The sequence below is a fragment of the Paenibacillus sp. FSL H8-0280 genome, from assembly GCF_045040665.1.
Classification (GTDB): domain Bacteria; phylum Bacillota; class Bacilli; order Paenibacillales; family Paenibacillaceae; genus Paenibacillus; species Paenibacillus xylanexedens_A.
This window is the reverse complement of sequence record NZ_CP150296.1, coordinates 3,028,903-3,053,608: the sequence shown is the minus strand read 5'-3', so window position 1 is coordinate 3,053,608 and position 24,706 is coordinate 3,028,903. Positions and strand designations below refer to the sequence as shown.

General features: G+C 44.3%; 14 protein-coding genes and 1 pseudogene. 4 read left to right on the top strand and 11 right to left on the bottom strand.

Annotated elements, in window-relative coordinates; translation table 11 throughout:
- Nucleotides 1-85: 85 nt before the first annotated feature.
- Together MHI12_RS13625 and MHI12_RS13620 are read right to left on the bottom strand one after the other, a co-directional pair.
- Nucleotides 86-3,340, bottom strand: a complete 3,255-nt coding sequence (locus tag MHI12_RS13625) for a bifunctional cytochrome P450/NADPH--P450 reductase (protein ID WP_405172668.1) — start codon at nt 3,338-3,340, stop codon at nt 86-88.
- Nucleotides 3,341-3,637: 297 nt separating this feature from the next.
- On the bottom strand, nt 3,638-4,558 hold the full coding sequence (locus MHI12_RS13620; protein WP_405172992.1) for an NAD(P)/FAD-dependent oxidoreductase: 921 nt from the start codon (nt 4,556-4,558) through the stop codon (nt 3,638-3,640).
- A 463-nt stretch (nt 4,559-5,021) separates the two neighbouring features.
- Between MHI12_RS13620 and cyoE the strand changes: the two genes are divergently transcribed.
- Nucleotides 5,022-5,951 (top strand): heme o synthase, encoded by a 930-nt coding sequence (gene cyoE, locus MHI12_RS13615; protein WP_036608378.1) that lies wholly within the window; start codon nt 5,022-5,024, stop codon nt 5,949-5,951.
- A 108-nt stretch (nt 5,952-6,059) separates the two neighbouring features.
- On the opposite strand, the gene MHI12_RS13610 is transcribed toward cyoE, so the two are convergent.
- The 3 genes from MHI12_RS13610 to MHI12_RS13600 all read right to left on the bottom strand — a co-directional run bounded on the left by MHI12_RS13610 (nt 6,060) and on the right by MHI12_RS13600 (nt 11,408).
- On the bottom strand, nt 6,060-7,829 hold the full coding sequence (locus tag MHI12_RS13610) for an ABC transporter ATP-binding protein (protein WP_405172667.1): 1,770 nt from the start codon (nt 7,827-7,829) through the stop codon (nt 6,060-6,062).
- A complete protein-coding gene (locus MHI12_RS13605) occupies nt 7,826-9,571 on the bottom strand; it encodes an ABC transporter ATP-binding protein (protein WP_405172666.1) in 1,746 nt (581 codons plus the stop codon). The genes MHI12_RS13610 and MHI12_RS13605 overlap by 4 nt, the downstream gene beginning before the upstream one ends.
- A gap of 601 nt (nt 9,572-10,172) precedes the next feature.
- The gene (locus MHI12_RS13600) at nt 10,173-11,408 is read right to left on the bottom strand and encodes an MDR family MFS transporter (RefSeq protein WP_405172665.1); all 1,236 of its coding nucleotides are present in this window, start codon (nt 11,406-11,408) and stop codon (nt 10,173-10,175) included.
- Nucleotides 11,409-11,737: 329 nt separating this feature from the next.
- Between MHI12_RS13600 and MHI12_RS13595 the strand changes: the two genes are divergently transcribed.
- Complete coding sequence (locus MHI12_RS13595; RefSeq protein ID WP_405172664.1) at nt 11,738-13,504, top strand: ABC transporter substrate-binding protein; 1,767 nt, start codon at nt 11,738-11,740, stop codon at nt 13,502-13,504.
- 81 nt (nt 13,505-13,585) lie between these two features.
- On the opposite strand, the gene MHI12_RS13590 is transcribed toward MHI12_RS13595, so the two are convergent.
- The 5 genes from MHI12_RS13590 to MHI12_RS13570 all read right to left on the bottom strand — a co-directional run bounded on the left by MHI12_RS13590 (nt 13,586) and on the right by MHI12_RS13570 (nt 21,903).
- Nucleotides 13,586-16,213, bottom strand: coding sequence for a PAS domain S-box protein (locus MHI12_RS13590; protein WP_405172663.1), 2,628 nt, complete (start codon nt 16,211-16,213; stop codon nt 13,586-13,588).
- A 268-nt stretch (nt 16,214-16,481) separates the two neighbouring features.
- Nucleotides 16,482-18,863: a polyprenyl synthetase family protein gene (locus MHI12_RS13585; protein ID WP_341007228.1), complete on the bottom strand. Its 2,382-nt coding sequence runs from the start codon at nt 18,861-18,863 to the stop codon at nt 16,482-16,484.
- A gap of 187 nt (nt 18,864-19,050) precedes the next feature.
- The gene (locus MHI12_RS13580) at nt 19,051-19,848 is read right to left on the bottom strand and encodes a sulfite exporter TauE/SafE family protein (protein WP_405172662.1); all 798 of its coding nucleotides are present in this window, start codon (nt 19,846-19,848) and stop codon (nt 19,051-19,053) included.
- Nucleotides 19,849-20,345: 497 nt separating this feature from the next.
- On the bottom strand, nt 20,346-21,101 hold the full coding sequence (locus MHI12_RS13575; RefSeq protein ID WP_133384598.1) for an SDR family NAD(P)-dependent oxidoreductase: 756 nt from the start codon (nt 21,099-21,101) through the stop codon (nt 20,346-20,348).
- A gap of 325 nt (nt 21,102-21,426) precedes the next feature.
- Nucleotides 21,427-21,903 carry a DUF6376 family protein gene (locus MHI12_RS13570; RefSeq protein WP_341007226.1) on the bottom strand — a complete coding sequence of 159 codons (477 nt, stop codon included), beginning with the start codon at nt 21,901-21,903 and terminating at the stop codon, nt 21,427-21,429.
- A 135-nt stretch (nt 21,904-22,038) separates the two neighbouring features.
- On the opposite strand from MHI12_RS13570, the gene MHI12_RS13565 reads away from it, so the two are divergent.
- The gene (locus MHI12_RS13565; RefSeq protein ID WP_341007224.1) at nt 22,039-23,007 is read left to right on the top strand and encodes a bile acid:sodium symporter family protein; all 969 of its coding nucleotides are present in this window, start codon (nt 22,039-22,041) and stop codon (nt 23,005-23,007) included.
- Between the two features lie 120 nt (nt 23,008-23,127).
- On the opposite strand, the gene MHI12_RS13560 is transcribed toward MHI12_RS13565, so the two are convergent.
- Nucleotides 23,128-23,979, bottom strand: a complete 852-nt coding sequence (locus MHI12_RS13560) for an aldo/keto reductase (protein WP_405172661.1) — start codon at nt 23,977-23,979, stop codon at nt 23,128-23,130.
- Nucleotides 23,980-24,151: 172 nt separating this feature from the next.
- Between MHI12_RS13560 and MHI12_RS13555 the strand changes: the two are divergent.
- Nucleotides 24,152-24,671: pseudogene (locus tag MHI12_RS13555) on the top strand (MerR family transcriptional regulator).
- Nucleotides 24,672-24,706: the final 35 nt, after the last annotated feature.

Here is a 24,706-nt window from a genome sequence, read left to right as displayed (position 1 = left end):
AGACAAAGCTCCAGATTAAGCGGCTGTTTGTTAGCTTGAGTATATTAAGGACTGTATATTAGTAGATATTGGAGTCATCTCCGTCTTAATGTACCTCCTCATTCACAGTTTTAGGAGTTTCACCTGTTCGTTTATTACCCGCCCATACGTCTTGCACATAGCGTCCTTCGGCCTGAATCTGAATGAGCCAGTCCTTCGCTTGCTGCACCGTTGCTCCCTGCACCTCCTGATACGCTTGTTGCAAAGTCTCTTCTACCGCAGGAGCCATCTGGCTTCCATCCCCGCATACGTAGAGTTTTCCTTTGTTTATCAGCATGTGAATTAACTGTTCGGAATTCTCTTTCATTAGATGCTGTACATACGTTTTGGGCTCGCCCTCCGCACGAGAAAAAGCAGTGTGTAGTTTAACGATCCCTTCTCGCTCGTATTGTTCAAGCTCTTGACGATATATGAAATCTGAATCATTCCTGCACCCAAAGAACAGATGCGCTTCACTTAGAGACAAACCTCTCTGTTTCATAACAGCTCTCGCCTGGAGGAAACCTCTGAATGGTGCTACCCCCGTGCCTGGTCCCACCATGATCATCGGAACATCAGCCTCTTCCGACAGATGGAATTCGGATTCAGATGTACGTACAAACATCAGAATATCTTCTCCGGATGAACAACCAGCGAGGTACGATGAAGCAACTCCCTGGTATTCGCCTTTGCCACTCCATGCAGGCTCTCTTACTACCGATACGGTTATGCTTGCTTGCTCGGAATTCAGACTTGGCGAGCTGGATATTGAATAATATCTGGGCTTAAGCGGAGGCAATAGTTCAAGGAACCTTTCGAAAGGCAACTCACACGCCTCATACCTTTCTAGCAGGTCCAACATGGTGATTCGATTGGCAAGAATATCATCCCTGTAGCTGTTTTCGTTCAACATGCCTTCCAGTTCACGCTTATGAGGTGGACATATCGTATGATTAGCTAACTCCTGCAACTGTGTTCTGGAGACTGGTGTCTGCAATTCCACACAATAAGCGAGCAACTCATGAATCTTGACGGGTCTGTTCAGTGGTAGGTGTGTAAGATGGCTGACGTCCGAAGTTAATTGGATCGGAGTATCCCCACGTAGTCCGAACCGACTGAGTATCCGATCCACATTCTGCTTCGGATTACTAGGCAACACGCCGAGATGGTCACCTTCTCTATAACTCATGCCTTCAGGCAATAACACTTCGATGTGACGTGTGCTTCTTCCACTTCCCAGCGCCTGAAGCTCTTTATTAACTACAACCGTGGCATAGCTGGCATCATAAGTTCGTGCAAGAGGCATATCCGTTTTCTCGCGGACAAACTCCATTTGAAGTCTGCTGGCGCTTGGCTTGGAGGATTTGATTGTTTCCTCACTAATCCCCAAGACACTCAACACCTGTGGCCACAACATATGCTGCCACGCCTCGACTTGTTTCTCCATATCACCTCCGGCATCGGCTTCACCACGGGATAACAGTCTTTTACCTCCCAATTCTTCAAGCTTCTCATCTATCAATCGAGGAATGCTCTGGTACGTCCCGGACCAACTCCGATCTCCACAACCCAGAACGGCATAGTTTACATCCTTTGCTTCCTCTGACTCTACTTCCTTCAACCAGTCTACAAATGCCGTAGCATTTTGCGGAGGTTTACCGTTATACGAAGCAGTGACGATGAGAACGACACCTTCGCGGGGTATGCGGCCAACCCACTCATTCAGAGTGGCTGCTTCACTTGGGATTCCATACAAACGCCCTTTCTCCACAAGCTCTCGGGCAATGCCTTCTGCCGTTCCCAGATTGGAACCATATAACACCAGGAGCGAAGGCTTACCATCTGCTTCAGCGGCCAGGATTTCTCCCCTCTGGCTGTAACTTGCTATATTTTTATAAACAACAGGAGCAGGTTTCTCTTTCGCAGATACGGTCGACTTATTCCTTGTTTGCGAAGCCACGCGGGCTTTCACCTGAATCCGGAAGTCTCCCGGCTTCAATGTCAGCGTCTGTTTAACATCCAACTCATAGTTGCTATAATCGATCAGTTCAAAATGTTTAAGGACCATGCCAAGCACAAGTGTTGCTTCATATAAAGCAAACTGCATGCCGATACACGCTCTCTCCCCATTACCAAAAGGTTTATACGCATGATGAGGCACTTTCGCCGTATCTTCAAATCGCTCTGGACGGAAAAGTTCCGCATCCTCTCCCCATGCCTCTCTGTCACGGTGAAGCTGGGGCAAAAGAATACTGCAACTTTCCCCTTTCTTCAAGGGATATTTGCCACCTATGACGGTGTCTTCTTTGGCATATACATCAAATCCCGGGGCTGTTGGCCAGAGACGAAGCGATTCACTAAGAATCATGCGAATGTATGGAAGCTGAAGAATTTCCTCGTACTGTGGTGAGTCACTGACCAATATCTGATCCACCTCGTCATACGCCTTTTGAAGCGATTCCGGATTTTTGAGTAGAAAGTAAAGAGCAAAAGATAACAAACCACTCGTGGTTTCATGTCCGGCAATGAGAAACGTAATAATCTGATAACGGATGTTCTCATCATCCAGCATTTCGCTAGTCTCCGGATCTTTGCCATTCAACATACGTGCGAGCAAGTCGACCTCTTCGGGTGCTGAACTCGCTTTACGTTCCTCTATAATCTGATCTACCAGAGAGAACATCGTCTGAATATCCGCTTGGAACTGTCGTTTGGTTTTCACCATAAGCAGATTCTGAATTTTCAAACGTGAGCTCTTTTGCATAGCTTCATTTAATGCCCGAACCATGCTTTCAATAAAAGGACTGTGATCCTGTCTGTAAAAACTGTTAAATCGATAATTGAATCCACATAGTCCAATGGTATCCAACGTAAGGCGTGTCATATCGTCCGCAACATCAATCGTATCGTTGGAATTGAGGCGTGCCCATTTGTTGATCAACTGTTCGGCAATATCAACCATCATCGGATGATAACCTTTCATGGCCTGTTTGCTAAAAGTGGGAAGCAGAATGTTATGGGCCTTTTTCCAGTTGGGCTCCGATGTTCTGCTTGTAAATAAACCATCGCCTCCAAAGGCACGTACGTTTTCGAGTTCATTGTATACATATTTGTCAAAACGGGACACATCGCACAACTCAGCGACAAGATCTGGCCCAGATACGATTAAACCGGAATAACCGGGAACGGTAAGTCGATATATTGGTCCATGCTGTTCAGCCAGAACGCCTAGCGACAGCGTTGGTTTATCTTTATCAATTAAGGGCAGATTGCCAAGTGGTCCATACATTTTGGGTTGTGGAATGTAAGTTGCATCACTCATGATGATCACCTCTTAACTGTACGCCGTAGAGCAAGGTATTCGTTAGCCATATGATGGCTGCTCTGCTTTCATTCATAAGTGATCTCTCCTTTGATGATTTCATAAATGATAGTAATATATATCATTTGATAATACAATAAACCATAAATGATTTAATATCAAATTTTCTTCCGGCTGAATTACTTTCAATTGAACCGTTCAACGTTTAAGTTGATAACAACAAATAGAGGATTGCATATGCAATCCCCTACTGTATGAAGCAATGACGCTATGATTCTATGAAACTTTTAATTTATTCTAATGATGTCTTGACTCATCCCACTTCTCGAAATTCAATTCATTATTAATGCTTACCGCAGACAATGCCCCCAGAGACGCAGCCGTGATTGCCTGATATATCTCGGATGCTGCATCACCAGCACTGTATACACCCGCTACAGATGTTTTGCCTGAAGCATCAACGATAACCGTTCCTGATTCTGTAATTTCACAACCGATAGCCTTTGGCAGTTCTGATCCGGTAAACAGTTTCGGTTGGAAGAAAACTCCTGTGCAAGGAATCGCTGTACCGTCATTTAGTACAACTTGCTGTACCATCCCTTCTTCAGAGTCAATGGATTGAATCGGTGCATCGAATACAGTAACATTATGCCGCTGCAGCTCTTCACGCTGCTCATCGGTTAAGGAATCTGATCCATTCGTACAGATCGTATATTGTGCTGTCCAGCCGGATATGACTTTTGCCATATGTAATGCCTTATCTCCACTAACGATGATGACCAGCGATTGGTCTCTTAACTCCCATCCATCACAATATGGACACACAAACGCACTTTTGCCGTAAACTTCTGTTAATCCGTTAATATCTAGAGGCAGATCTTTCTTACCTACTGCAAACAAAATCTTTTTCGTACGATAGCTTGCCCCCTGAGTAGTCTTGACTACAAAATCACCATCCCTACCTGTTATCGCTGTTGCCGTATCGTATGCAAATTGAACTGAGGGATACGCTGCAATTTGTTCTTTGGCTGCTTTGCGGAATTCACGTGGACTTGCCCCATCTCTTGTCACAAACCCATGAGTCTCCCTTGTAACCCAGTTACGCGGTGTCTCATCATCAATGACCACAACGTTCTTGCGGGCCCTGCCGAGTACTAGGGCTGCATTAAGCCCCGCTGGTCCTCCACCAATAATAAGTACATCCAAGAGTTGATTCATATTACTCATACTATTCACCCTTTCCAGACATTTAATATCTCTAATTAAGCTTTAAAAATAACCTCCGCTTTCTCTTAAGAAAGTAATATCGGAGAATTACAGGAACACATTTTAAACAAGACTATTAAAGATATCTTATATCTACAATAAACAAAACCTAACCATTTTGCAACATATATCTTTAACCACTTTCTTCAATCCAGCCTGTGTGAGTTGAATAAAAGATTATTTACACTTACACTACAATGACAGAACAAACTTTAAATCACTGTTATACCCGGATTTTTGGATTCTCTCCTGTAACACAGAAATAATTATTTAACAATTAAAAACAACCTTGTTTTTAAATTGTTCACAATCAAATGACATTATTTTAAATACTAAAACGTTAATTAAATCACATAGTGTATTGAATGTTATAATAGCGACATAATATATAAGTATAGATATAGGAAGTGAGTTCTTGAAAACATTGAACAATGGTTCACAGACCAATATCAGCCTGGAGTATAGCTCGATTCCGAAAGTATTCTTTGATACGATCAAAATCGGAATCATCAAGTCCAACCTGATCGCCATGTTTGCGGGTTTAAGTTTGGCTTTATATGTATTTGATGCTTCAATCTTAGCTAATATTGTACCAATCATCCTGTCCTTTATTGGGTCTTCTCTCATTATTGGAGCTGCAGGGGTGTTTAACAACTTGTATGATCGTGATATTGATGCGATCATGGAACGTACGAAGAAACGTCCTACCGTTACGGGACGCGTAGATACCAAGTCGGGTCTAATTCTCGGTATTGCAATCACCATCATCGGGGGCATCATGTTGTACATCGCTTCCCCATCCGCTGCTGTATTTGGTATTTTGGGTCTGTTGCTTTACGTGTTCCCTTACACGATGTGGACCAAACGTACAACGATCTACAACACGGAAGTGGGAAGTCTTTCGGGTGCTGTGCCTCCACTCATCGGTTGGGCAGCCATCTCACCTGAACTGGGTCATTTCGAGATCTGGGCATTGGTCGTTACGATGCTCTTATGGCAAATGCCTCACTTCTACGGGATTGCGATTCGTCGTTTTGACGAATACAAAGCTGCTGGTGTTCCCATGCTACCCGTTGTTAAAGGCATCAGACGGACATACATTCAGACAAATGTGTATCTGGTACTGTTACTGATTTCCAGCTTTTTATTCTGGCCGATGAGTCCATTTGTCGCTATTGTGGCATTTCTGGTTAGCTTGGCCTGGCTCATTCTCAGTGTGGCTACCTTTGATAAGAAAGAAACAGAGAAATGGTCCAAACGGATGTTTATCTTCTCCATTAACCATATCACTATTATCTTCCTGGTCATCATTGCGTATTCCTTGATTGCTCAAATGATGAGATAAAAATATTCCATCTTTCCACTCGTTATAACGATAAAAAGCCTTACAGATTGTACTCTTTCAAGGAGTCGTCTGTAAGGCTTTTTTATTATCTTTTCTAAATTTTAAAAGCTATCCGACTTTGGCGGGGGTTTGTTCCCCTTGCCACAGCAGCTGCATCTCTTCATTGGTGGCAAGCAATTCGGTCAAACTTCCCTCGGCTTCAATGCGTCCATCTTTCATCACGATAATGTGATCTGCTTTGGAAAGTGCTGCCCTGCGGTGAGAAACTGCGATGCAGGTGACATCCGGCTCTTGGAACAGCCCTTCCCATACTTGTTGTTCTGTCTCCACATCCAGTGCACTGGACAGATCGTCAAAGATAAACAGGTCCGCCTCCGTCATTAACATACGTCCTGTGGCCGCGCGCTGAATCTGCCCGCCTGACAGCATCACCCCTCTTGGACCAACCGGGGTCTCAAGCCCCTGATCCAGATGTTTGATATCCTTCTCCATCACAGCCAGACGAATGGCTTTTTCTAGGGCTTGCTCGGTGTTACCCTGTTTGCCCTGGACGATGTTTTCTTTCAACGTATCACTAAAAAGTCTTGGCACTTGCGGGGTATACGCTGCTCTAGGCGGCATTAGGAATGTGGCTGGATCAACAGCTGCTCCATTCCAATGAATGTCCCCTTTTTGTTTGGGTAACAGTCCAAGAAGTGTTCGTACCAGCGTTGATTTACCTGATCCGATCCGTCCCGTAATCACAAGAAATTGTCCACGTTTCAGACGGAAACTGATTTCTTCTATGCCATTTGCAGAATTCGGATATTGATATGTCAGCTTATTCACCTCAAGAGATTGCAACTTCTCCTTAGGTTCCCTCTGTTCACTTACAAGCTCCGGCGGATCTTCATACAGATAGATTTCCCTCGAATCCATAATCTGGTCTTCTTCCCCTGGGCGGAATAACTTACGCATACGATCATAGGATACCTTGAGCCTTTTGTGCTGAAACACCATATAACCAAACAGTGAAATGCTAAATCCGATATTGGCAAGATAACTGGTGAATAAGGCAAAATCACCTACGGTAAAGTTCCCTGCTTTCATCTCAGCTGCACACATCAGTAGAATCAATCCGGTACAGATACTTAGCACATGCTGATTCATCGATCTCATCCACTGCTTGAACAGATTGTCTCGAAGTGCAGCCTGGCGACGATCTTCATTCAACTGGTTGAAACGTGAAGAGACATTCTCTTCAGCCTGACCCAGTTTCAGAGCTTGCACTGCTCCAAACGTTTCCGCAATAAAACTGGTAATTCGCCCAGTCGACTCGCGATTAACCTGTGCATATTTCCGAGCCCGATTTCCGGACAGATTGTTAAGTAAGGTCACAACTACCAATGGCAGCACCGCAACCAACGTGATCTGCCAATTAATGTTCGCCATAATGACGATGGACACAACAGCAAATACAAGTCGTCCCCAGAAGTCCACCCATGATTCTACATACTCGACGACTTCATCGACATCATCCCGAAAGCGACTCATCGCCTCCCCTGGTGAAGCCGGAAGATTACGCCCAGGCCAGCGCATGATTGCTGCGAGCATGTTGGTTCGCAAAATCGCCTGAACATGATACAGATAGGTAACCCATGCATAGAAGGCTACAAAAAATGTGCCCACCCGTGCCATTCGGACCAAAGCAATAAAGATTAGCGGCACAGCAAGCCACATGTAGTCGTTTGAACCCGCTGTTGTGCGATCAAAAAACCATTGCATTCCAATACCAATGGCTAGCGGTAAGGAGTGAAATATACACCATAACAATCCGTTGATTATAAATAGCAAAGGCCTGAATCGAAACAAACGGCCTATAAATCCTGCTACAGTCATGCCAATTCCTCCTCTCGGCCTGTAATCAGCAGTCTGGCATAGTGAGATGCAGGGTTACTGGCAAGTTCTTCTCTCGCTCCAAATTCCAGTACTTTCCCATCACCGAGCACCATAATCCGGTCCACTTTCTCCAGCGTAGCCAGTCGGTGAGCAATGATGACTCCTGTGGATTGTTTCATTAACTGGTCAATTGCTGATTGCAGCATACCTTCGGTCGCAGCATCTAGACGTGACGACGGCTCATCCAGAATAACCAGACTCGGTTCGGTCAGGAATACGCGGGTTAAGGCAAATAACTGTGCTTCCCCTGCCGACAATGAAGCTCCACCTGCAGCCAGATACGTATCAAGTCCTTCTGGTTGTGAATTAATCCATTGGCTAAGTCCAAGGCGATCCGTCGTCTCCTTGATCATCTGATCGGATACATCCCCATTGAACAGGGTCAGATTGTCACGCAGCGTGCCATCAAACAACTGCACATCCTGTGTCACCATTCCCACCCGGCGATAGAGCGCTTGTAATGAAAGCTTTGTGATATCCGTTCCACCTACACGGATCGTGCCCCGATCCAGATTGTAAAGCCGGAGAAGAACACGACTAAGACTTGATTTACCGCTACCTGTGCGACCAATGATCCCCAGACGTTCACCAGGTTTAATGGCAAAAGTAATGTCCTGCAATACCGGTTTATCCTGGTTATAACTGAAATGCACCTGACTGAATTCCAGACCAAGAGGTCCTTCCGGCAATTGCTCCTCTGTGCCCTCTTCAATCACACTTTGCATGGACAACAGCTCTCTGGAGCGCAGCATGCCTGATTTTGCTTTCTGGAACTCCTGCACCTGATCTCCCAGCATTTCAATTGGATCATTCAGCATCTGCGTATATTGGTAGATCAGAAATAATGTTCCGATACTAATTAGACCTTCCATATAATAATGCACACCCAGCAAAAGCACCGCAGTGACCGCCAGAGCGAACAGGACTACTGTGGTATTCCACGGAATAACTCGTAGCAGCCAGGCTTTTCTCCCCTTACGGAATACCGTGCGCATCGTGCGGTAAAAGCGGTTCATCACATAGGGCACATGACCATTTGCTTGCACATCTTCTATCCCGGCAATGCGTTCTTCAATTAATCCGAACAGAGAGGCACTTGCCGCCCGTTCATTTTTGGAAGAGTCCACGCCCAGATTTCGGATGAAGACCATGAACAGGATCGATAATAATGTGAACACGGTCATGACCAAAGCAATGGGTACATTAACGCTGAACATGAATCCGAGAATTCCGGCCAGCAGCACAAAACTCCCAATCACTTGCACAATGAACATCGCGAAAAAATTGGAGATACTTGTTACGTCACCATCCACACGTTCAATCATCTCACCAGGTGTTTTCTCATTATGAAAACGCATATCAAGACGCAGACAGTGCTTCAGCAAATCTCCGCGCAGTTGATTCGTGGCCCGCCAGGCCACATCATTCCCCAAATAACTGACCGCTACCGTGATGAGTTGATTAAACACGGCGACAACCAGAAATATTCCTGCAAGCTGAACAAGATTGGTGAGGACTCCCCCACTCGCTGCTGTATCAATAAATCGTTTGATAATCTGTGGATTCAAAAGCTGAAGCCCCGTTGATGTGTGCAACATGATTAAAAGTAAGGCCAGTCGTCCTTTAACGGGTTTCAGATAACGCAGCAGCCATGACATGGAGCGTTTCTCTGTTTTGGGCACAGGTCCCACCTCTTTATCGGTTTATTTAATTGTTCTTGCCTATTCATATTTGTTGATGATCTTAACGACAGCAAATTTGCGATCACTAGGATGAGTCATACATAATGACATTAAAATCGGGATTTCCCGCCCATAATTGATATGTAGAACATAAGTTGACCATTGTACATTCTCCTTTTTAACAAGTTAGTTTTTTATAAAATAACGCTCCAAACGCTCCTTTCCATGTGAACGGATTGGTGGAATGCATGCAAAAAAGCCATAGATGAACTAATGTTCATCTACAGCTTGTAGCCAAAAGAGATCGAATGAAATGCAAAGCATTTCCCGTATCTCCTCTGCATCGCAATAATGATGAGCGTCCACGACAGAGGTGCACAAACATGACTGTCCCAACGCGATCATTGCAAAAAAATTGGATTAATGTCACTATGCTCATGCGTATTCAGTTATCGATTCGAAATCTGTATAGGCATAAACATAATCATCATCCCACCCGTTTCACATATTTGTTGTTTATTGTATTCGCTGGACTAACATCCGTCAAGATAATTTTAACTGAATTGTTATTTAATTCATGCCATTAAACTTTCAATTCTCGCTACATACTTAATGATGTAGGCTCTGTTTGTTTTTCTCTAACAACAAGACGTCTATGTGCGATCAGAAGAAAAGGTACTCCTAGGGCAGTCGTCAGTGCAATCGGCACAAAAACAGCTAGCCCATTCTCCGCTCCAAATTGACTTAACAACACCCCTCCCATGACAGGAGCAATGACACTACCGATATTATTGAAGCCGATGGTCCCGAAATACGTCCCTTTCCATTCCGGCTTTGCAATCCGGTCAATGAGCATATCCATCATAGTGAACAACAACACTTCCCCAATGGTAAATAGTATGACACTCATCATCATCATGAGTACACCTTCAGCGATTCCAACCATCATCAGACTGGTTGCAACCAGCAGGTTACCCACAATCAGAGGAACAAGCGGTGGAAAGCTTCGGAAGGTTCTCACAAGAGGATACTGAATAATCAGTACCGTCACGGCATTCAGGGACAGCATGTACGAGAACATCTGACTTCCATTCTCAAAGATCGGGCTTCTCGCCAAGTACTGTGCCAACGTAGAACTAAAGTGCCCGTAACCCAGAACACAGAATGTGGTACCGATTAATACCGGCAGAAATACCCGGTCGCGACCAGTGGTCATGAGTGCTTCACGCAAACGTGGTGCGGTTGCCTGATGACGCTCTGGCAGATTGGCATGCTGTAGCTTGAATTGCAGAAATAATACAAGTCCATAGGCTATGTATACCAAGCCGGAAATCACAAACGGAAACGTCGATTCAGATGATCCCAGCTGAAATCCGATAATTGGCCCAAATACCACACCGAGATTAATCGCAGCATATCTAAGGTTGAACACCAGCAATTTGTTCTCCGGAGAAGTAATATCCGATAACAGCGCTCTGGAAGTGGGTTCAAATACTGCGCGGCATAATCCGTTTAACGTATTGGCAACAAAGAACACCCATAGATGCTCTGCTGCTGAAAAGATGAAAAACACACCTGCCCAGCTAAATACCGAGATTAACATCACGATTTTGCGACCGATCCGGTCCGAAATATAACCTCCATAAAAGCTGACCATAACACCTGCCAGCGAGCTAACGGCCACAGTAATACCGGTCTCGGTCGGTGTAGCATCTAACACACGTGTCAGATAGATGGATAGAAACGGGATACTCATTGACGTCACAAGACGTCCAAACATGGTTCCGATAATAATCGTCCATGCCAAGGGGTGAATTTGCCTTAAATATTGCTTCATGCGAACTTCTCCTATTCTTTCTAAGTGCTTCAATGCGGGATGATTTAACAGCCTCTTCTAATGAGTGTTCAAAAAGTCCGGTTTTCAGTACCGAGAAGATGGGATGAAGCTAGAAATGGAGTAGCGGAGCGTAGGGAAAACTACGTGAGCAACGGACATTTCGGCTGAATTTCATATTCGATGCTGATGATGCCTTTTAGGCATCTTTCATAATCAAAAGCGGACTTTTTGAACTACCTCTTCTAATGTATAATTGTAAGGATAAAAGGGGGAAGTAAAAGTGTAAACATATGATCACACTTTTCACCTTTAATAGAGGAGTCATGACCATGGATACTCTGCATACACACTTTATAAGGCTCGCCGGGGCCGAACAGCTTTCATTCAAGCTCCATGAACCTGTAGCGGTAACCATCGATAGCCTGTCCGCTGCCCTGTGCTGCACCCCTCGTAATGTGAAATTCATTCTCAGAAAATTGGAAGAACTGGGCTTCATCCATTGGCAACCGGGACGTGGTCGTGGACATCATTCGAAGCTAACGATGCTACGTAGCATGAATGAAGCGTTGGAAGCGAGTTTTACCGAACTTTTAGGTAAAGGCAAAATGAAAGACGCCATTGAACTCATCGGAACCGTCCAGATGGATGATACATTGCGAGAACAGCTCATGCTCTCCCTTCATCAACAGATGGGATTTCACGGCCACGATGAAACTGCCTCTGGTCAGGATATCCTGCGCATCATGAGGTCACGCCAGTTAGGTGGTTTGGACCCAGCCTTTGTTTATACTGCATTTGAAACCTACCTATTAAGCCAGGTCTGTAATACATTGATCACTTATGATGCCAAGACAGAATCATTCCTGCCAGCACTGGCGCACATGTGGGAGTGCAGCGAGGACCATCGTTTATGGACCTTCTATCTTCGCAAAGGTGTACGTTTCCACAACGGACGTATCATGACGTCCCGGGATGTGCAAGCGACGTTGCAACGATTGATTGATGTGCATAGTCCGTCCATCTGGTTGTATCGGGATATCGAACGTGCGGAAGTAGCTGGCGATTACTGCATCAAGTTTGTTCTACATCGTCCTAATCGGTTTTTCTTGCATCTGTTCAGTTGTATTCGGATGACAATCCTGCCCTACGATTACAATGTAACCAATACATTGGTAGGTACCGGTCCTTTTCAGATCTCTGAGCTGAATGAAGATGTGCTGGAGCTTACCGCTTTTGATGCGTACTACGGCATTCGGCCACATCTGGATCAAGTGCATTTCTGGTTTGTGCCTGACCTGAGTCCAAATGATCGCTATTATGAGCTACCGGGTACAGATCGATTGAGTCTCACAACAGGATGTGATCAGACGAACAGTATCAATTATCCGGCACTGGGTTGTCAGTATATGCTGTTCAATTTTCATAAGGACGGCATCCATCATCATCCCCTATTTCGACAAGCCCTGCGTATCGTCTATGATTCGGTCGCACTTGTCCGAGATCTCGGCGGGAATCGGATCACACCGGCCAGCAGCTTTCTGCCTTGGAGAAGTGCAGCCCAAGACTGGACCGCTACCTCTCTTGAACATGCTCGTGAATTACTACATAACTGTGGGTACCAGGGTGAGACGGTAACATTATCGTATAAGCATAATAAGGATGCAGACGTTGCGGAATGGTTCCAACGTCGTGCAGAGTCCATCGGTCTGAACATCAGCATGCAGGCCGTTGTGGATTACTTCAACTCAGAGGAAACCACAAACGCACAATTGATCCTCGCTGAAGAGATACTGGAGGAAGATTGGCAGTACGGCATGATTCATTTTTTCAAAAACCTGTCCAACCATTTTCATATGTGTATGTCTCCTGCATTCCAGTCTCTACTGGATGACAAACTGGATCATTTTGCAAAGCTTCATCGGGCAGAACGTACTGCGCTCCTGGATGAAGCTGAAGCCTTGCTACGTGATCACTGCTGGATCTTGCATGGCTGTCACATGAACAAGCAGGCTGAACTGGATCAGAGCATCTTCGGCATGCAGATCGCAGAATTCGGTTATCTGGACATCTCCAAATTGTGGATCAAAAATCCTTAGAGATTTGTGCATAAAAAAGCTGCTAGCCTATTTATGATAAGCTAGCAGCTTTTTTTGCTCATGAATCCATTTTTAGTTCGTTCAGAGATTATTTTTGATGTAATAGCTCTCCAATGCTTGCATAATGGACTCGATTTTTATCGGTTTGCTGACATACGCATCCATGCCTGCCTTCAAGCAGTTTTCCATGTCTCCTCTTACGGCATTTGCAGTTACTGCAATAATGAATGGACAACTCTCGGGGTGCAAAGCATTTTTAATCGCTTTTGTCGCTTCGAATCCATTAAGCCTTGGCATATGCACATCCATGAAAACAATATCATATAAATTATGTTTGACCGCCTCGACCGCCTCAACACCGTCCGCCACATGATCCACGAAGTGCCCTTTTTTCTCAACGATTCTGCTAAGGACGAGCTGATTCACTTCATTGTCTTCTACGATTAATATTCGTAAAGCTGATGTTCTGCTTTTCTTCTGCTGTTGATCTAACCTGTTGCTCTCTTCACCGTTATTTAATATAAATTGGGCGGTAAATATAAATATTGTACCTGGTTCATCCGATTCCTCGATCCAGATCTTTCCGTGCATAAGCTCCACCAATTTCTTGCTAATGGCAAGGCCAAGACCGGTACCTTGAGGTTTGCGGGTCATAAAATTGTCCAGTTGGTAGAAAGGTTCAAATAATTGTTGTTTCCTCTCAGCCGGAATGCCAATACCCGAATCTTTTACCTGAAAATAAAGCTGCACGTTATTGCCGCACTGCTCCTTAACTCCCACTTTAACTTCCACGCCACCTTCTGAAGTGAATTTGACTGCGTTGCCGATGATATTGGTAAGTACCTGTTTAAGACGATAAGCATCACCATACACCGGAGTTGGAATAGCATCTTCTACGCACATGCGAACATCCAGCTTTTTTTCACGAGCCAGTGGTTTTACGATTTGCACCGTCTCGGTCACGATTTCTACGAGATCAAAAGGATCTTCTACCAGATCGGTTTTGCCTGACTCGATTTTGGAAAAATCAAGAATATCATTAATGATGGCCAACAAGGAGTCTCCACTCTTCTGGATAATTTCGATATATTCCTTTTGTTCCCCGCTAAGTCCAGGAGTATCCAGAAGCAAATCCGTCATTCCAATGACACCGTTCATAGGTGTGCGAATTTCATGGCTCATCATCGCCAAAAATTCACTTTTGGCCTTGTTCATTCTCTCAGCTGTCTCTTTGGCTACAAGCAGTTTTTTCTGCTCCGTAATATCCTTCGCAATCAGGTAAAACCCGACATTGGATTTATTAATAATGATTGGAGCAAGCGTAGCCAAGACTTCTGTCTCAAATCCATCTGTGTGCCGAACAGCGTTGATCTCCTTTTCAGCCATCTCATAATTACTGCCCAGAATCAGACCCAGATTACCGGCTCCGATAAATCTGCTAATGCTTGTGCCGATCATTTCAGCCACGGGACAGCCCGTCATTTTCACCGCTACTGGATTCGCATTCATAATGTTACCATCCATGTTAAATGAGATAATGGCGTCATGATTGTATTTCTTAAGCGAAGTGTATCGCTCCACAGATTCCTGTAATTTAAATTCGATGCGTTTGCGTTCCGTGATATCCTGTAGCGTTCCGTTTAGCTGGACTGGCTGACGATGCTCATCAAGCGTAATCAATCCACGCAGGTGAAGATACTTCTCATTTCCATCAGAGCTGATGTGTTTGTATTCAAAATCAAGCGGTTCACCCTGTTTTACCCTTGTAATATGTTTTTGTAAAGAGGTTATTTCTTCAGCATCCATAATATCAAAAACATCACTTATACGATATGGTTTGCAGGTGCGTTCAAGTTCAAAAATCTCAAAGATCTGATCTGAAAATGTAATGTGGTCTTTGACCATATCCCATTCCCAACTACCAATTAAGGCAATACGTTCAGCCTCAGCACTGATATCCTTTTGTTTTTTTCGCTCTGATACATCTCGTCCAATTGAAAGAATCTGCTGTCCATGCTCAGCATCATCAAAGACCTTGTATGTGGTTTCAAACCACAGATAATGCCCATCTTTATGACGGACCCTAGTATTCAACAGATTACCTTTGGTCAAGTCCATCTGTGAAATCCGTTCCAGATCTTGTGGGTGGAAATATGCATCATTATTTTGACCAATTACTTCTTCTGGCGAATAACCCAGTAAACCTTGAACTGAGGGTGAGCAGAATCGACAAACACCCTCCTGATCGGCAATATAGATGATCTCCTGAGCATGATCCGTAATAAGTTTGAACATCTCTTCAGTATGCAGAAGCTTTTGTTCAGACATTTTACGGTCAGTAATATCAACAATGTGGCAAATAAAGTAAATAGGTTCATCCGTAATTTCGCTACGAACTAATGAAACATTCAATGAGGTCCATAAGATGTCACCATTTTTATTGATGTAACGCTTTTCGTATTGATTTTCTTTTGAGTTCCCTTCAAGTAGCTCGTAACTACAGATCACATCTTGTGGTGAATCCTCCGGATGCGTAATATCCTGGTAACTGAGATCCATTAATTCATCACTTGTATAACCTAGCATGCAGCAAAAAGCAGGGTTCACTTTCATCCATTGTCCTGTTGGAGCAACGAGTGCAATTCCAATAGGTGCTTGGTTATAGATCTGCTCGAACAATTCATGATGATCGACCTTTTGAACCTGCATTGTAAGCTCTCCTTTTGGTATATATACTTTAGATAAAGATTGTCGAAATATAAATTTGGCCTAATTTAATTTACTTCATAACAATTAATCCGTTTTAAAACACAATACCTGCTTAATACCCAGAAATTTAGCCGTTGAAACAAATCTTTTTAAGAGATTTGTGTCTTTAAAACCAAACAAGGCCCGGAATCCATCCACATGGAATCCCGAACTTTGTAATTATATATCATTATAAGTCATATGTTGCAAGGAATTGCGAGAAAATGGTTCAGCGCTCCCGCCCTACGAGATAATCCAATAAATGTCTTAAGAAGGGAATAGGTTTCGGCATCTCGTTCAATGCATCTGTAGCAAGACAATAATGCTCCCACATCTCTTTTTTCGCGCCTTCATCACCAAGAATAGACACAAAGGTTGAATTGTTGTTCCGCTCATCCTGACCTGCAGGTTTCCCAAGAATGAGGTGATTTCCCTCGAAATCCAGCAAGTCGTCCTTGATCTGGAAGGCGATCCCCGCATGATAAGCGAACTTTTTCAGCGTAGCCATCTCCGGTTCCTTCACTTGGGCAAGTATCGCTGGCATAACCAGAGCAGCTTCGAAGGCAATGCCTGTTTTGTAAAAACAGATCATGTTCAACTGCTCCTGCGTCAATGCCTTGCCTTTGGAGTTCAGATCCATCGCCTGCCCCATACACATATCCTCTGCTTTTTCAGCCGAATACTGAATGAGTTTGAGCACGGTCGCCGCATCAAAACGATCCAATGAGGATTGCTCTCCAATCGCCTTCTGGATAAGAAATAGACCGGTAAGCTCTGCTGTGGCACTATTGTGCACATGGTGCAGCGTGGAACGTCCACGCCTTGTCGAAGCATTATCCTGCGTAGGCAGATCATCAAAGATCAGGGAAGCGGTATGCATGTACTCCAATGATCTTAACAGCGGAACAATGGATGATTCAGGTAGACCATACTCGCGCACACCCATAACCCAAGTTAATATGGGGCGTAGCCTCTTTCCGTCTCCCTGCAAACTATAATTGGCTGCATCGATTAGCGTTTCTTTCATCTCATGCAGTCCACCGGGCTTTGCAATCTGCAACTCCACATTAATCTGTTCGCGAACCGTTCGAATGGTCTGCTTGAACTCCTCTTTCTCCTGCTTGTCATTTTTCAATTGAAGCACAACCTGATCCCGTAACAATTTATCAAGGAAATCAACGTCATCCGCTTTTCGCACCATCTGTTGAACCAGTTGATTGAATTCAGGCTGCCCAGAGGCAATGATCGTCATCACTTCATCATATTTCTGCTGCCCCAACCGTTCTTTACAACGCTTCAGCCCGTTGATCGCGCGATCCAGTATGACCTCACGGGTCTTGGCATCCGAGTTGTAAACATCATGGATTAGATGAGAGATGACTGCCCAATACAATTCATATGGATTAATCAGATCAGGGCGCAAATCTCGATACTTCAAATAATACGTATACGGAGTTACTGCCCCTTCTTCCATATCGTCAAACATATCGGCAAAATCATCTGCCAACTGATTATATATCCCGTAATAGAACGTCCGTAGATCAAATCCTTCATCCTCCGGCGCACTGAGAACAGACCGGACGATTAATCGGGAAGAAGAAGATTTGATAATAATCGGAATGTACAATTCTTCATTGGTATAATTCGCATTGGCTAATTTCTTGTTGCGATCGATCTCCTGAGACTGAAAGAACACATAGGATTGCTCTAAAAACGTGCGCTGTTTCTCTGGATGCTGGTAGTTCTTGATGTACTCAAATGCTTCCCGAAGCTCGGAATGTACATATTCAATCACTTCAAGGTTGCTGCCTTTCCACTCCCCCAGATCAGGTACGACCCCGGTAAGAAGTGCATCGCGTATCATCAGGGAATATTGTTCTTTTTCTTGAACAGTCAAAGCCTGTGAATCCAGCAAGTCATCCACAAATGGATATGTCAAACCGTACGAATAACCAAGTCGAATCGCCGCATCAAATCTCCGGGCACGTTCTTCAGGTGGCGTCTGCTCATTCATCTCATCGTCCACATGAAGGACCACGCCGAGAATGATCTTGATGAGCTTCCGCTGTGCCTGCTCTGCATCCAGCTCCTTCGGGATGTTGGATGCTACATTCTTTAATTTGTTCATCACCCAGATGACAGCCGTTTCAATGTGCTCCTTCTGTCCCCACCGGTACAACGCAGCCAGACTGATATAATCAGGCTGTCCTTTGCGCCCAGTAGCAGAGCCCATAAAGTATTTTTTGGTATTCTGGACAACGTTCTGAATTCGGGCCTGCGTACCCGGTGAATCAAGGGCTTGCCCCAGATCCCGCATATAAATATAGGAGATACTCCGATCCAGGTAATCATCCAGCTTTCCTGTAGTATTCAGCCAGTGGATATATCTATGAACATCCCGGGGATCCGGTTTTCTTTTGCTAGGTGATAAAAGAGAAAGCCAGTTAAAACGATGAATATGTTTTTTTTGCCATACATGAATATCTTGGGTAAGTGCTGTTGTATACGTATTATCCATAAGTTGCTGCCTAAGAGAAGTGAAATACTGAGACGCTTTCTGTTCAGCTAGCCGATATCCTGCATCAGCCTGTTCTGTAAGTACGTTATTCATAGGGTGGATACCTCAACTTCTATTAATGTTAAACATGTATCCATGAAAGGAGATGAGGTGCTCCATGGACGAAAACTGAACTCATTTGATCGTGTATCCAACGCTTCAGCTCATGTTCATAACCTTTATACGGCGATCCAACCGTTTGGTTACGAAATCGTCATTGTTCATTTCCATATACGTGATTTTACAGAATGGAAGACCAGACTTTGACCGCTGTGATGGCGATAAGTACGATTAATGCATATCGAAGTACCCTCACATTGATCATCGAACTAACCCGTGAACCAAGGGATGCCCCCAGCAGACTGCCGATCACCGTATAGATGATGGGTTCCATCGGAATGTCTCCACCCGTAATTTTCCCTATAACGCCGCCGATTGCGGAGATAAATACAATCGCCAGTGAAGAAGCAATCGTTGTTCGTACGGGGATATTGAGAATCGTCAGCATGATGGGAATAAGGATAAAGGCACCACCCGCACCAACAATTCCAGACACAACTCCTACTGCAAAAGCAGTACCTGCGGCAATCCATCGGTTAAACACCAGTGGATCTGAGGTATCTAGCTTTCCCTTTCCGGAAATCAGCATAAGCACAATCGCTATAATTGCCAGAATGCCATAGATCAGATTAATAACCCTTCCGTCCAGATGACCGGATATGAACCCACCAATCAGACTGCCAGCAAGAATGCTGGAGCCCATGTACAGCACCAAACCGCGGTGAACGATCGCCCCACCACTTCTACCCGTTTTTACTTTTCTGCGGAATGCAATCACACCGGCAAGTGAAGCGAAAAACACTTGAAACATACTAATCGAAGATACCTGATGTGCTGAGAAGGGCTCCAGTCCCATCCAGGATGGAACATATAACAGTAGCGGATAATTGATAATGGCCCCACCAATACCCAACAAACCGGAGAAGAATGAACCGACCAGACCCAGTATAAACATGATGACAAAAAGCAGAAGATCCATCGGTTATGCCCTTCCTTTCGTGCAATATAAATCTCATCTCGATACCACTCAAAAGTGCTATACAAGGTGAATATAATCCGTTATAATGAAAACCAAGTAAATTAATCCGAAATGAGTGATTAAGCATGTTTAACGTGTTGAAGACTCTTTTTGAAAATAAATGTCCACAGTGCAACGAAAAATTACAAGTTCATAACGATGCGTTGTGCTCGACCAAAACTTGTTCTCAATGTCATTACAAAGAAGAGAGTTATGGCTCTCTCGGCGTTCGAATTGTCTATGACACCACAAAATGATAAAAAGCTATAGCCTTGTTAATTGTATCACGATCTCTGAAATTTCGGGATGATTCGACAAACTTATTTACATCTCATATGCCATGATTACTTTATAATGAAAATACAAAAACGGTGCAAAACGAATAAATCGTTCTGCACCGTTTTTTCTGTTTTTTTGAGATGAGTTCCCTTCATCTTAAAAGGGTTGCTTACTTTATTTTATTTGGTTTTGAAGCTGAGGAATCCATCATCTACGGCTACGGTTGTACCGTTCACTGCACTTGCTGCATCACTGAACAGGAATGTAACCACACTGGCTACTTTCTCCGGTTGAATAAGCTCTCCACGCATATGTTGAGTAGCAAGTGCATCCTTCATGGCTTTGTCATCACCCAGAATCGGTGTTTCAATAAAGCCAGGTGCTACACCAACTACACGAATTCCATGTTCAGCAAGTTCCAGTGCACCGGATTTGGACATCATAACAACAGCAGCTTTGGCTGCATTGTAGTTGAAGCTGCCTACTGCGGCAACACTTCCATAGATCGAAGCTGTATTTACAATGGTACCTTGTACATTCAATTCAACCATTTTTTTCGCGCCATAATACATGCCATAGTACACACTGTGTTGGTCTACATCAATGACTCTGTGATAGGATTCCGGGTCCATCTCCAGAAATGGCTTCACAAGTCCAATGCCTGCGTTATTGAAAATACCGCTTAACGTACCATATTGCTCTACGGTCCAGTCGATCAGGGCTTTGATCTCGTCCCCTTTGGATACATCCACTTTGTACGCTCCCGCTGTTCCGCCTGCTGCTTCAATCTCTGCCGCAAGCTTCTTCGCTCCGTCTTCATTATAGTCAGCGACAACAATAGTCGCACCTTGATCCGAAAGTTGAAGTGCTGTTTCTTTACCAATACCACTGGCTCCACCTGTAATAATAATTACTTTTCCATTGTGCTCCGTCATGACTCAGCTCTCCTTTGGTAAAATATATTTAGGTGTATTTCATAACTTATAGTAAGTAACTATATTTTATTAACTTATATACATATCATACGCCTCTGTCCCAACCTTGTCAAACCATAGATCATCTTCACATAAATATGAGATAAATGTCATATAGATCTTATATTTACATGATATAGTCTAGCTCCTGTGGTATTAAATATGCATCCGTTTTCGGAAAATAAAAAAAGCGAGCATAACGGTAATTCAATCATTCCGATATCTCGCCCTTCTCAAGTATTCGATTCCAAACTGGATTGTCTTAATGTGCTAAGAACAATTCAATTTATTCACCCTGAAGTCCGCTAAGCGGATCTTTCAAATTATTGATGTTGGTAATCAGTTCAGGAATGCCTGTCTTCTCCCAATTTTCTGCCGTAAAACCTTGCTCTGCAATTGTATTCTCGAAATTGCCCACAACTTCTGTTAATTGAGTATTGTAACTAACCAGATTCTCATGAATGCTCTCTCCTATTGCAGGAGCGGTCAGTTGAGAAAATTCACTTGCTTCTGCTTGGATCAGATCGATTTTCTCCTGAATCTGCGTTGTAATCTCCGGATTGTTCACCGCACCCGATGCAAGCTCTTGCAGATCAGCCCCGGCGGTTGATACCTGTTCTATATAATCAGTAGCCCCACTCACATAATTTAAACTTTGATTAGCTTGTTCCACGACAGAACAGGCTGAAATCAGCAGAATACTTGATGCAATAAGGCCTGTCATCATTAATGTGTGCTTTCTTTTTCTTATAAACATGATCATCTCCCTTTCTCCTAATCTGAATCTTTGTTCCAAGTCCATGATACCTGTTCAGACTGCTTCATTGCAAATGGGTCTGCAACCAACGTTATTAAGATGTATAATAGTAAAATCACACGGTAAAGGGATGTCATGATTATGCTTCAAGCCTTGAACCAACGCTTGAACCGCATCATGCCACTGATTACCCCAATCAGCATTATTATTGGCGTGTTATGCGGGAGTTTTCTTTCTTCTTATACCTTTTTATCCCCTTGGCTTTTTGCGTTCATGACGTTCGCTGGAAGTATCAGTCTTGGGATACGGGATTTTGTGAACGTGCTGAAGAAGCCGTTCCCCCTGTTTGTATGTCTGTTTATTTTGCATTTGGCGATGCCTCTAATTGCTCTCGGTATGGGTCATCTGGTTTTCCCTACAGATGCGTACACCATAACAGGCCTGGTTCTGGCAGCCGTAATTCCGACAGGAATAAGCAGCTTCATCTGGGTCAGTATCTATCGGGGCAATATCGCACTTACGCTTTCCATCATCCTGATTGATACCATGCTTGCTCCTTTCGTAGTGCCCGGGGTGTTATCCCTGTTAATCGGAACCAGTGTCACACTGGATACGGCAGCCATGATGAGCAGCCTGTTTTGGATGATTGTGGTGCCATCCCTGCTCGGTATGCTTTTGAATGAGTGGACCAAAGGCGCCATTGTCCAGGTCTGGGGACCAAGGTTAAATCCGTTGTCCAAATTGTTCATGGCATCAGTCGTTGCAATTAACGGATCTGTCGTTGCACCCTATTTGGCCGATTTCAACTGGAAGTTGGCTGGTCTAGCGGTCATCATTATTTTCCTGGCATCATTCGGTTATGCATTAAGTTACTTCATCGCCCGATTGCTGGGCTGGAACGAGGCCGATCAGGTCGCTCTGGTGTTCAATGGAGGCATGCGTAATATCAGCGCAGGTGCAGTACTCGCTGTTTCGTATTTTCCGCCACCAGTTGCTGTCCCGGTTGTGCTTGGCATGGTATTCCAGCAGATGCTCGCTTCCCTGACAGGTTATCTGCTCGGTCGTCGATCTCAGCTTCTGCAAAAGTCGGATAAGACATCTGCCGCCTAACAAAATATTGGATGATTAAAAAACGCCGACATGATTGTCGGCGTTTTGCATTGGATTACTTTTATTACTACAAGTGCTACGATAATGCTACGTTTCGTAAACCTAGTAATCAGTTCCTGGCTACAAATCCACTTTCATATTGCCCAGCATCTTGGCAACTTCAGGGTCGTCAATCTTCATGAATAGACTTTCCTTGGTATCCAGTGTGGAAATGGTTGCAATCTCTTCCGGGCTTAGTACAAAGTCGAAAATATCGAAGTTCTCGATAAGCCGCTCTTTGCGTACTGATTTTGGAATAACAACAACGTCCTTCTGCACAAGCCAGCGCAGTACAACCTGGGCGACGGATTTGTTATGTTTCTCGGCAATGGAAACCAAGACTTCGTTGCTGAACAAATTGTTGCGACCTTCGGCGAACGGGGACCATGACTGGTGCTGTATCCCCTGTTCTTTCATAAAAACAGCGCTGTCGACCTGCTGTTGAAACGGATGAGTTTCGATCTGATTGATGACAGGCACAACTTCGTTGTGGACGATGAGGTCCATCAGGCGGTCAGGTAGGAAGTTACTGACACCGATAGCCCTGATCTTGCCCTCACGGTATAGTTCTTCCATCGCACGCCATGCGCCGTAGTAATCACCAAACGGCATGTGAATGAGGTACATATCCAGATAATCGAGCTGAAGCTTACTTAACGATTTGGCAAACGCCCTCTTGGCACTTTCGTATCCTGCATCCTGAATCCAAAGCTTGGTCGTGATGAAAAGTTCTTCCCGCGCTATGCCACTGCGTTTAATTGCACGTCCAACCGCTTCTTCGTTTAGGTAACCGGCCGCGGTATCAATTAGGCGGTAACCGGCCTTCAGCGCCTCATATACCGTGTTCTCACATTCATCAGCATCGGGAACCTGGTAGACACCAAAGCCAATAATCGGCATTTTCACTCCATTGTTCAAGGTTACAGTTTGCATATTCAATTCCTCCTATGGTTCAATTGTGAATCGCAAGTGGTCACGTATTCCTGAAATTCAGCAACGAAGCGAGGATTCCACTTCCGGCCGACTTGCGTTACAATAACCCTAGCTCCTTCGTCTTACACGAAGTCAAGCGGTCTCCAATATTTTTTTAGAAGGAGGAGTACATATGTATACTGTCCAGGATGCTGCCCAGCTTACGGGACTCACAGAGCACGCTGTTCGCTTTTACACGGATAAAGGCTTGGTTCCGAGCATTCAACGCAATAAAAATAATATTCGGGTGTTTGATGAAGAATCCATCAATTGGCTACATGGCGTCAAATGCCTCAAGCAGACAGGTTTACCGATTGAAAATATTAAAACATACGTCGATCTCTGCCTCGAAGGTGATTCAACCGTTTCGCAGCGATTCGCACTTATGATGGAGTATAAGGAAAGCGGCGCTGATTCAGCTTGAAGAGGCCAAGAGCCGCGTAGCCCATTTGGAAGAGAAAGCACGTCAATATCAGGCCATTTTGGAGCAGCGCATCCCGGATATGACCAACCCGGTCAATTGGGAAACCAAGCGTGAAGAAGAAGGGAGTTGTCCTGCATCCCGTTTAAAAAGTCGCAGTCTTCCTGAAGCCGAGGTTTCGGCTCAGTGCCCAGCAGCTGCTATGAAGCAGCAAACTAGCATAGTATCTTAAACTTCACATGATATAGCTCACGTATGTTCTAAACA

Coding starts and splice junctions, on each gene's coding strand:
- MHI12_RS13625 (WP_405172668.1), bottom strand. CDS start 3,340: ATGAGTGATGCAACTTACATTCCACAACCCAAAATGTATGGACCACTT.
- MHI12_RS13620 (WP_405172992.1), bottom strand. CDS start 4,558: ATGAATCAACTCTTGGATGTACTTATTATTGGTGGAGGACCAGCGGGG.
- MHI12_RS13610 (WP_405172667.1), bottom strand. CDS start 7,829: ATGACTGTAGCAGGATTTATAGGCCGTTTGTTTCGATTCAGGCCTTTG.
- MHI12_RS13600 (WP_405172665.1), bottom strand. CDS start 11,408: ATGAAGCAATATTTAAGGCAAATTCACCCCTTGGCATGGACGATTATT.
- MHI12_RS13595 (WP_405172664.1), top strand. CDS start 11,738: ATGGATACTCTGCATACACACTTTATAAGGCTCGCCGGGGCCGAACAG.
- MHI12_RS13590 (WP_405172663.1), bottom strand. CDS start 16,213: ATGCAGGTTCAAAAGGTCGATCATCATGAATTGTTCGAGCAGATCTAT.
- MHI12_RS13585 (WP_341007228.1), bottom strand. CDS start 18,863: ATGAATAACGTACTTACAGAACAGGCTGATGCAGGATATCGGCTAGCT.
- MHI12_RS13580 (WP_405172662.1), bottom strand. CDS start 19,848: ATGGATCTTCTGCTTTTTGTCATCATGTTTATACTGGGTCTGGTCGGT.
- MHI12_RS13575 (WP_133384598.1), bottom strand. CDS start 21,101: ATGACGGAGCACAATGGAAAAGTAATTATTATTACAGGTGGAGCCAGT.
- MHI12_RS13570 (WP_341007226.1), bottom strand. CDS start 21,903: ATGATCATGTTTATAAGAAAAAGAAAGCACACATTAATGATGACAGGC.
- MHI12_RS13565 (WP_341007224.1), top strand. CDS start 22,039: ATGCTTCAAGCCTTGAACCAACGCTTGAACCGCATCATGCCACTGATT.
- MHI12_RS13560 (WP_405172661.1), bottom strand. CDS start 23,979: ATGCAAACTGTAACCTTGAACAATGGAGTGAAAATGCCGATTATTGGC.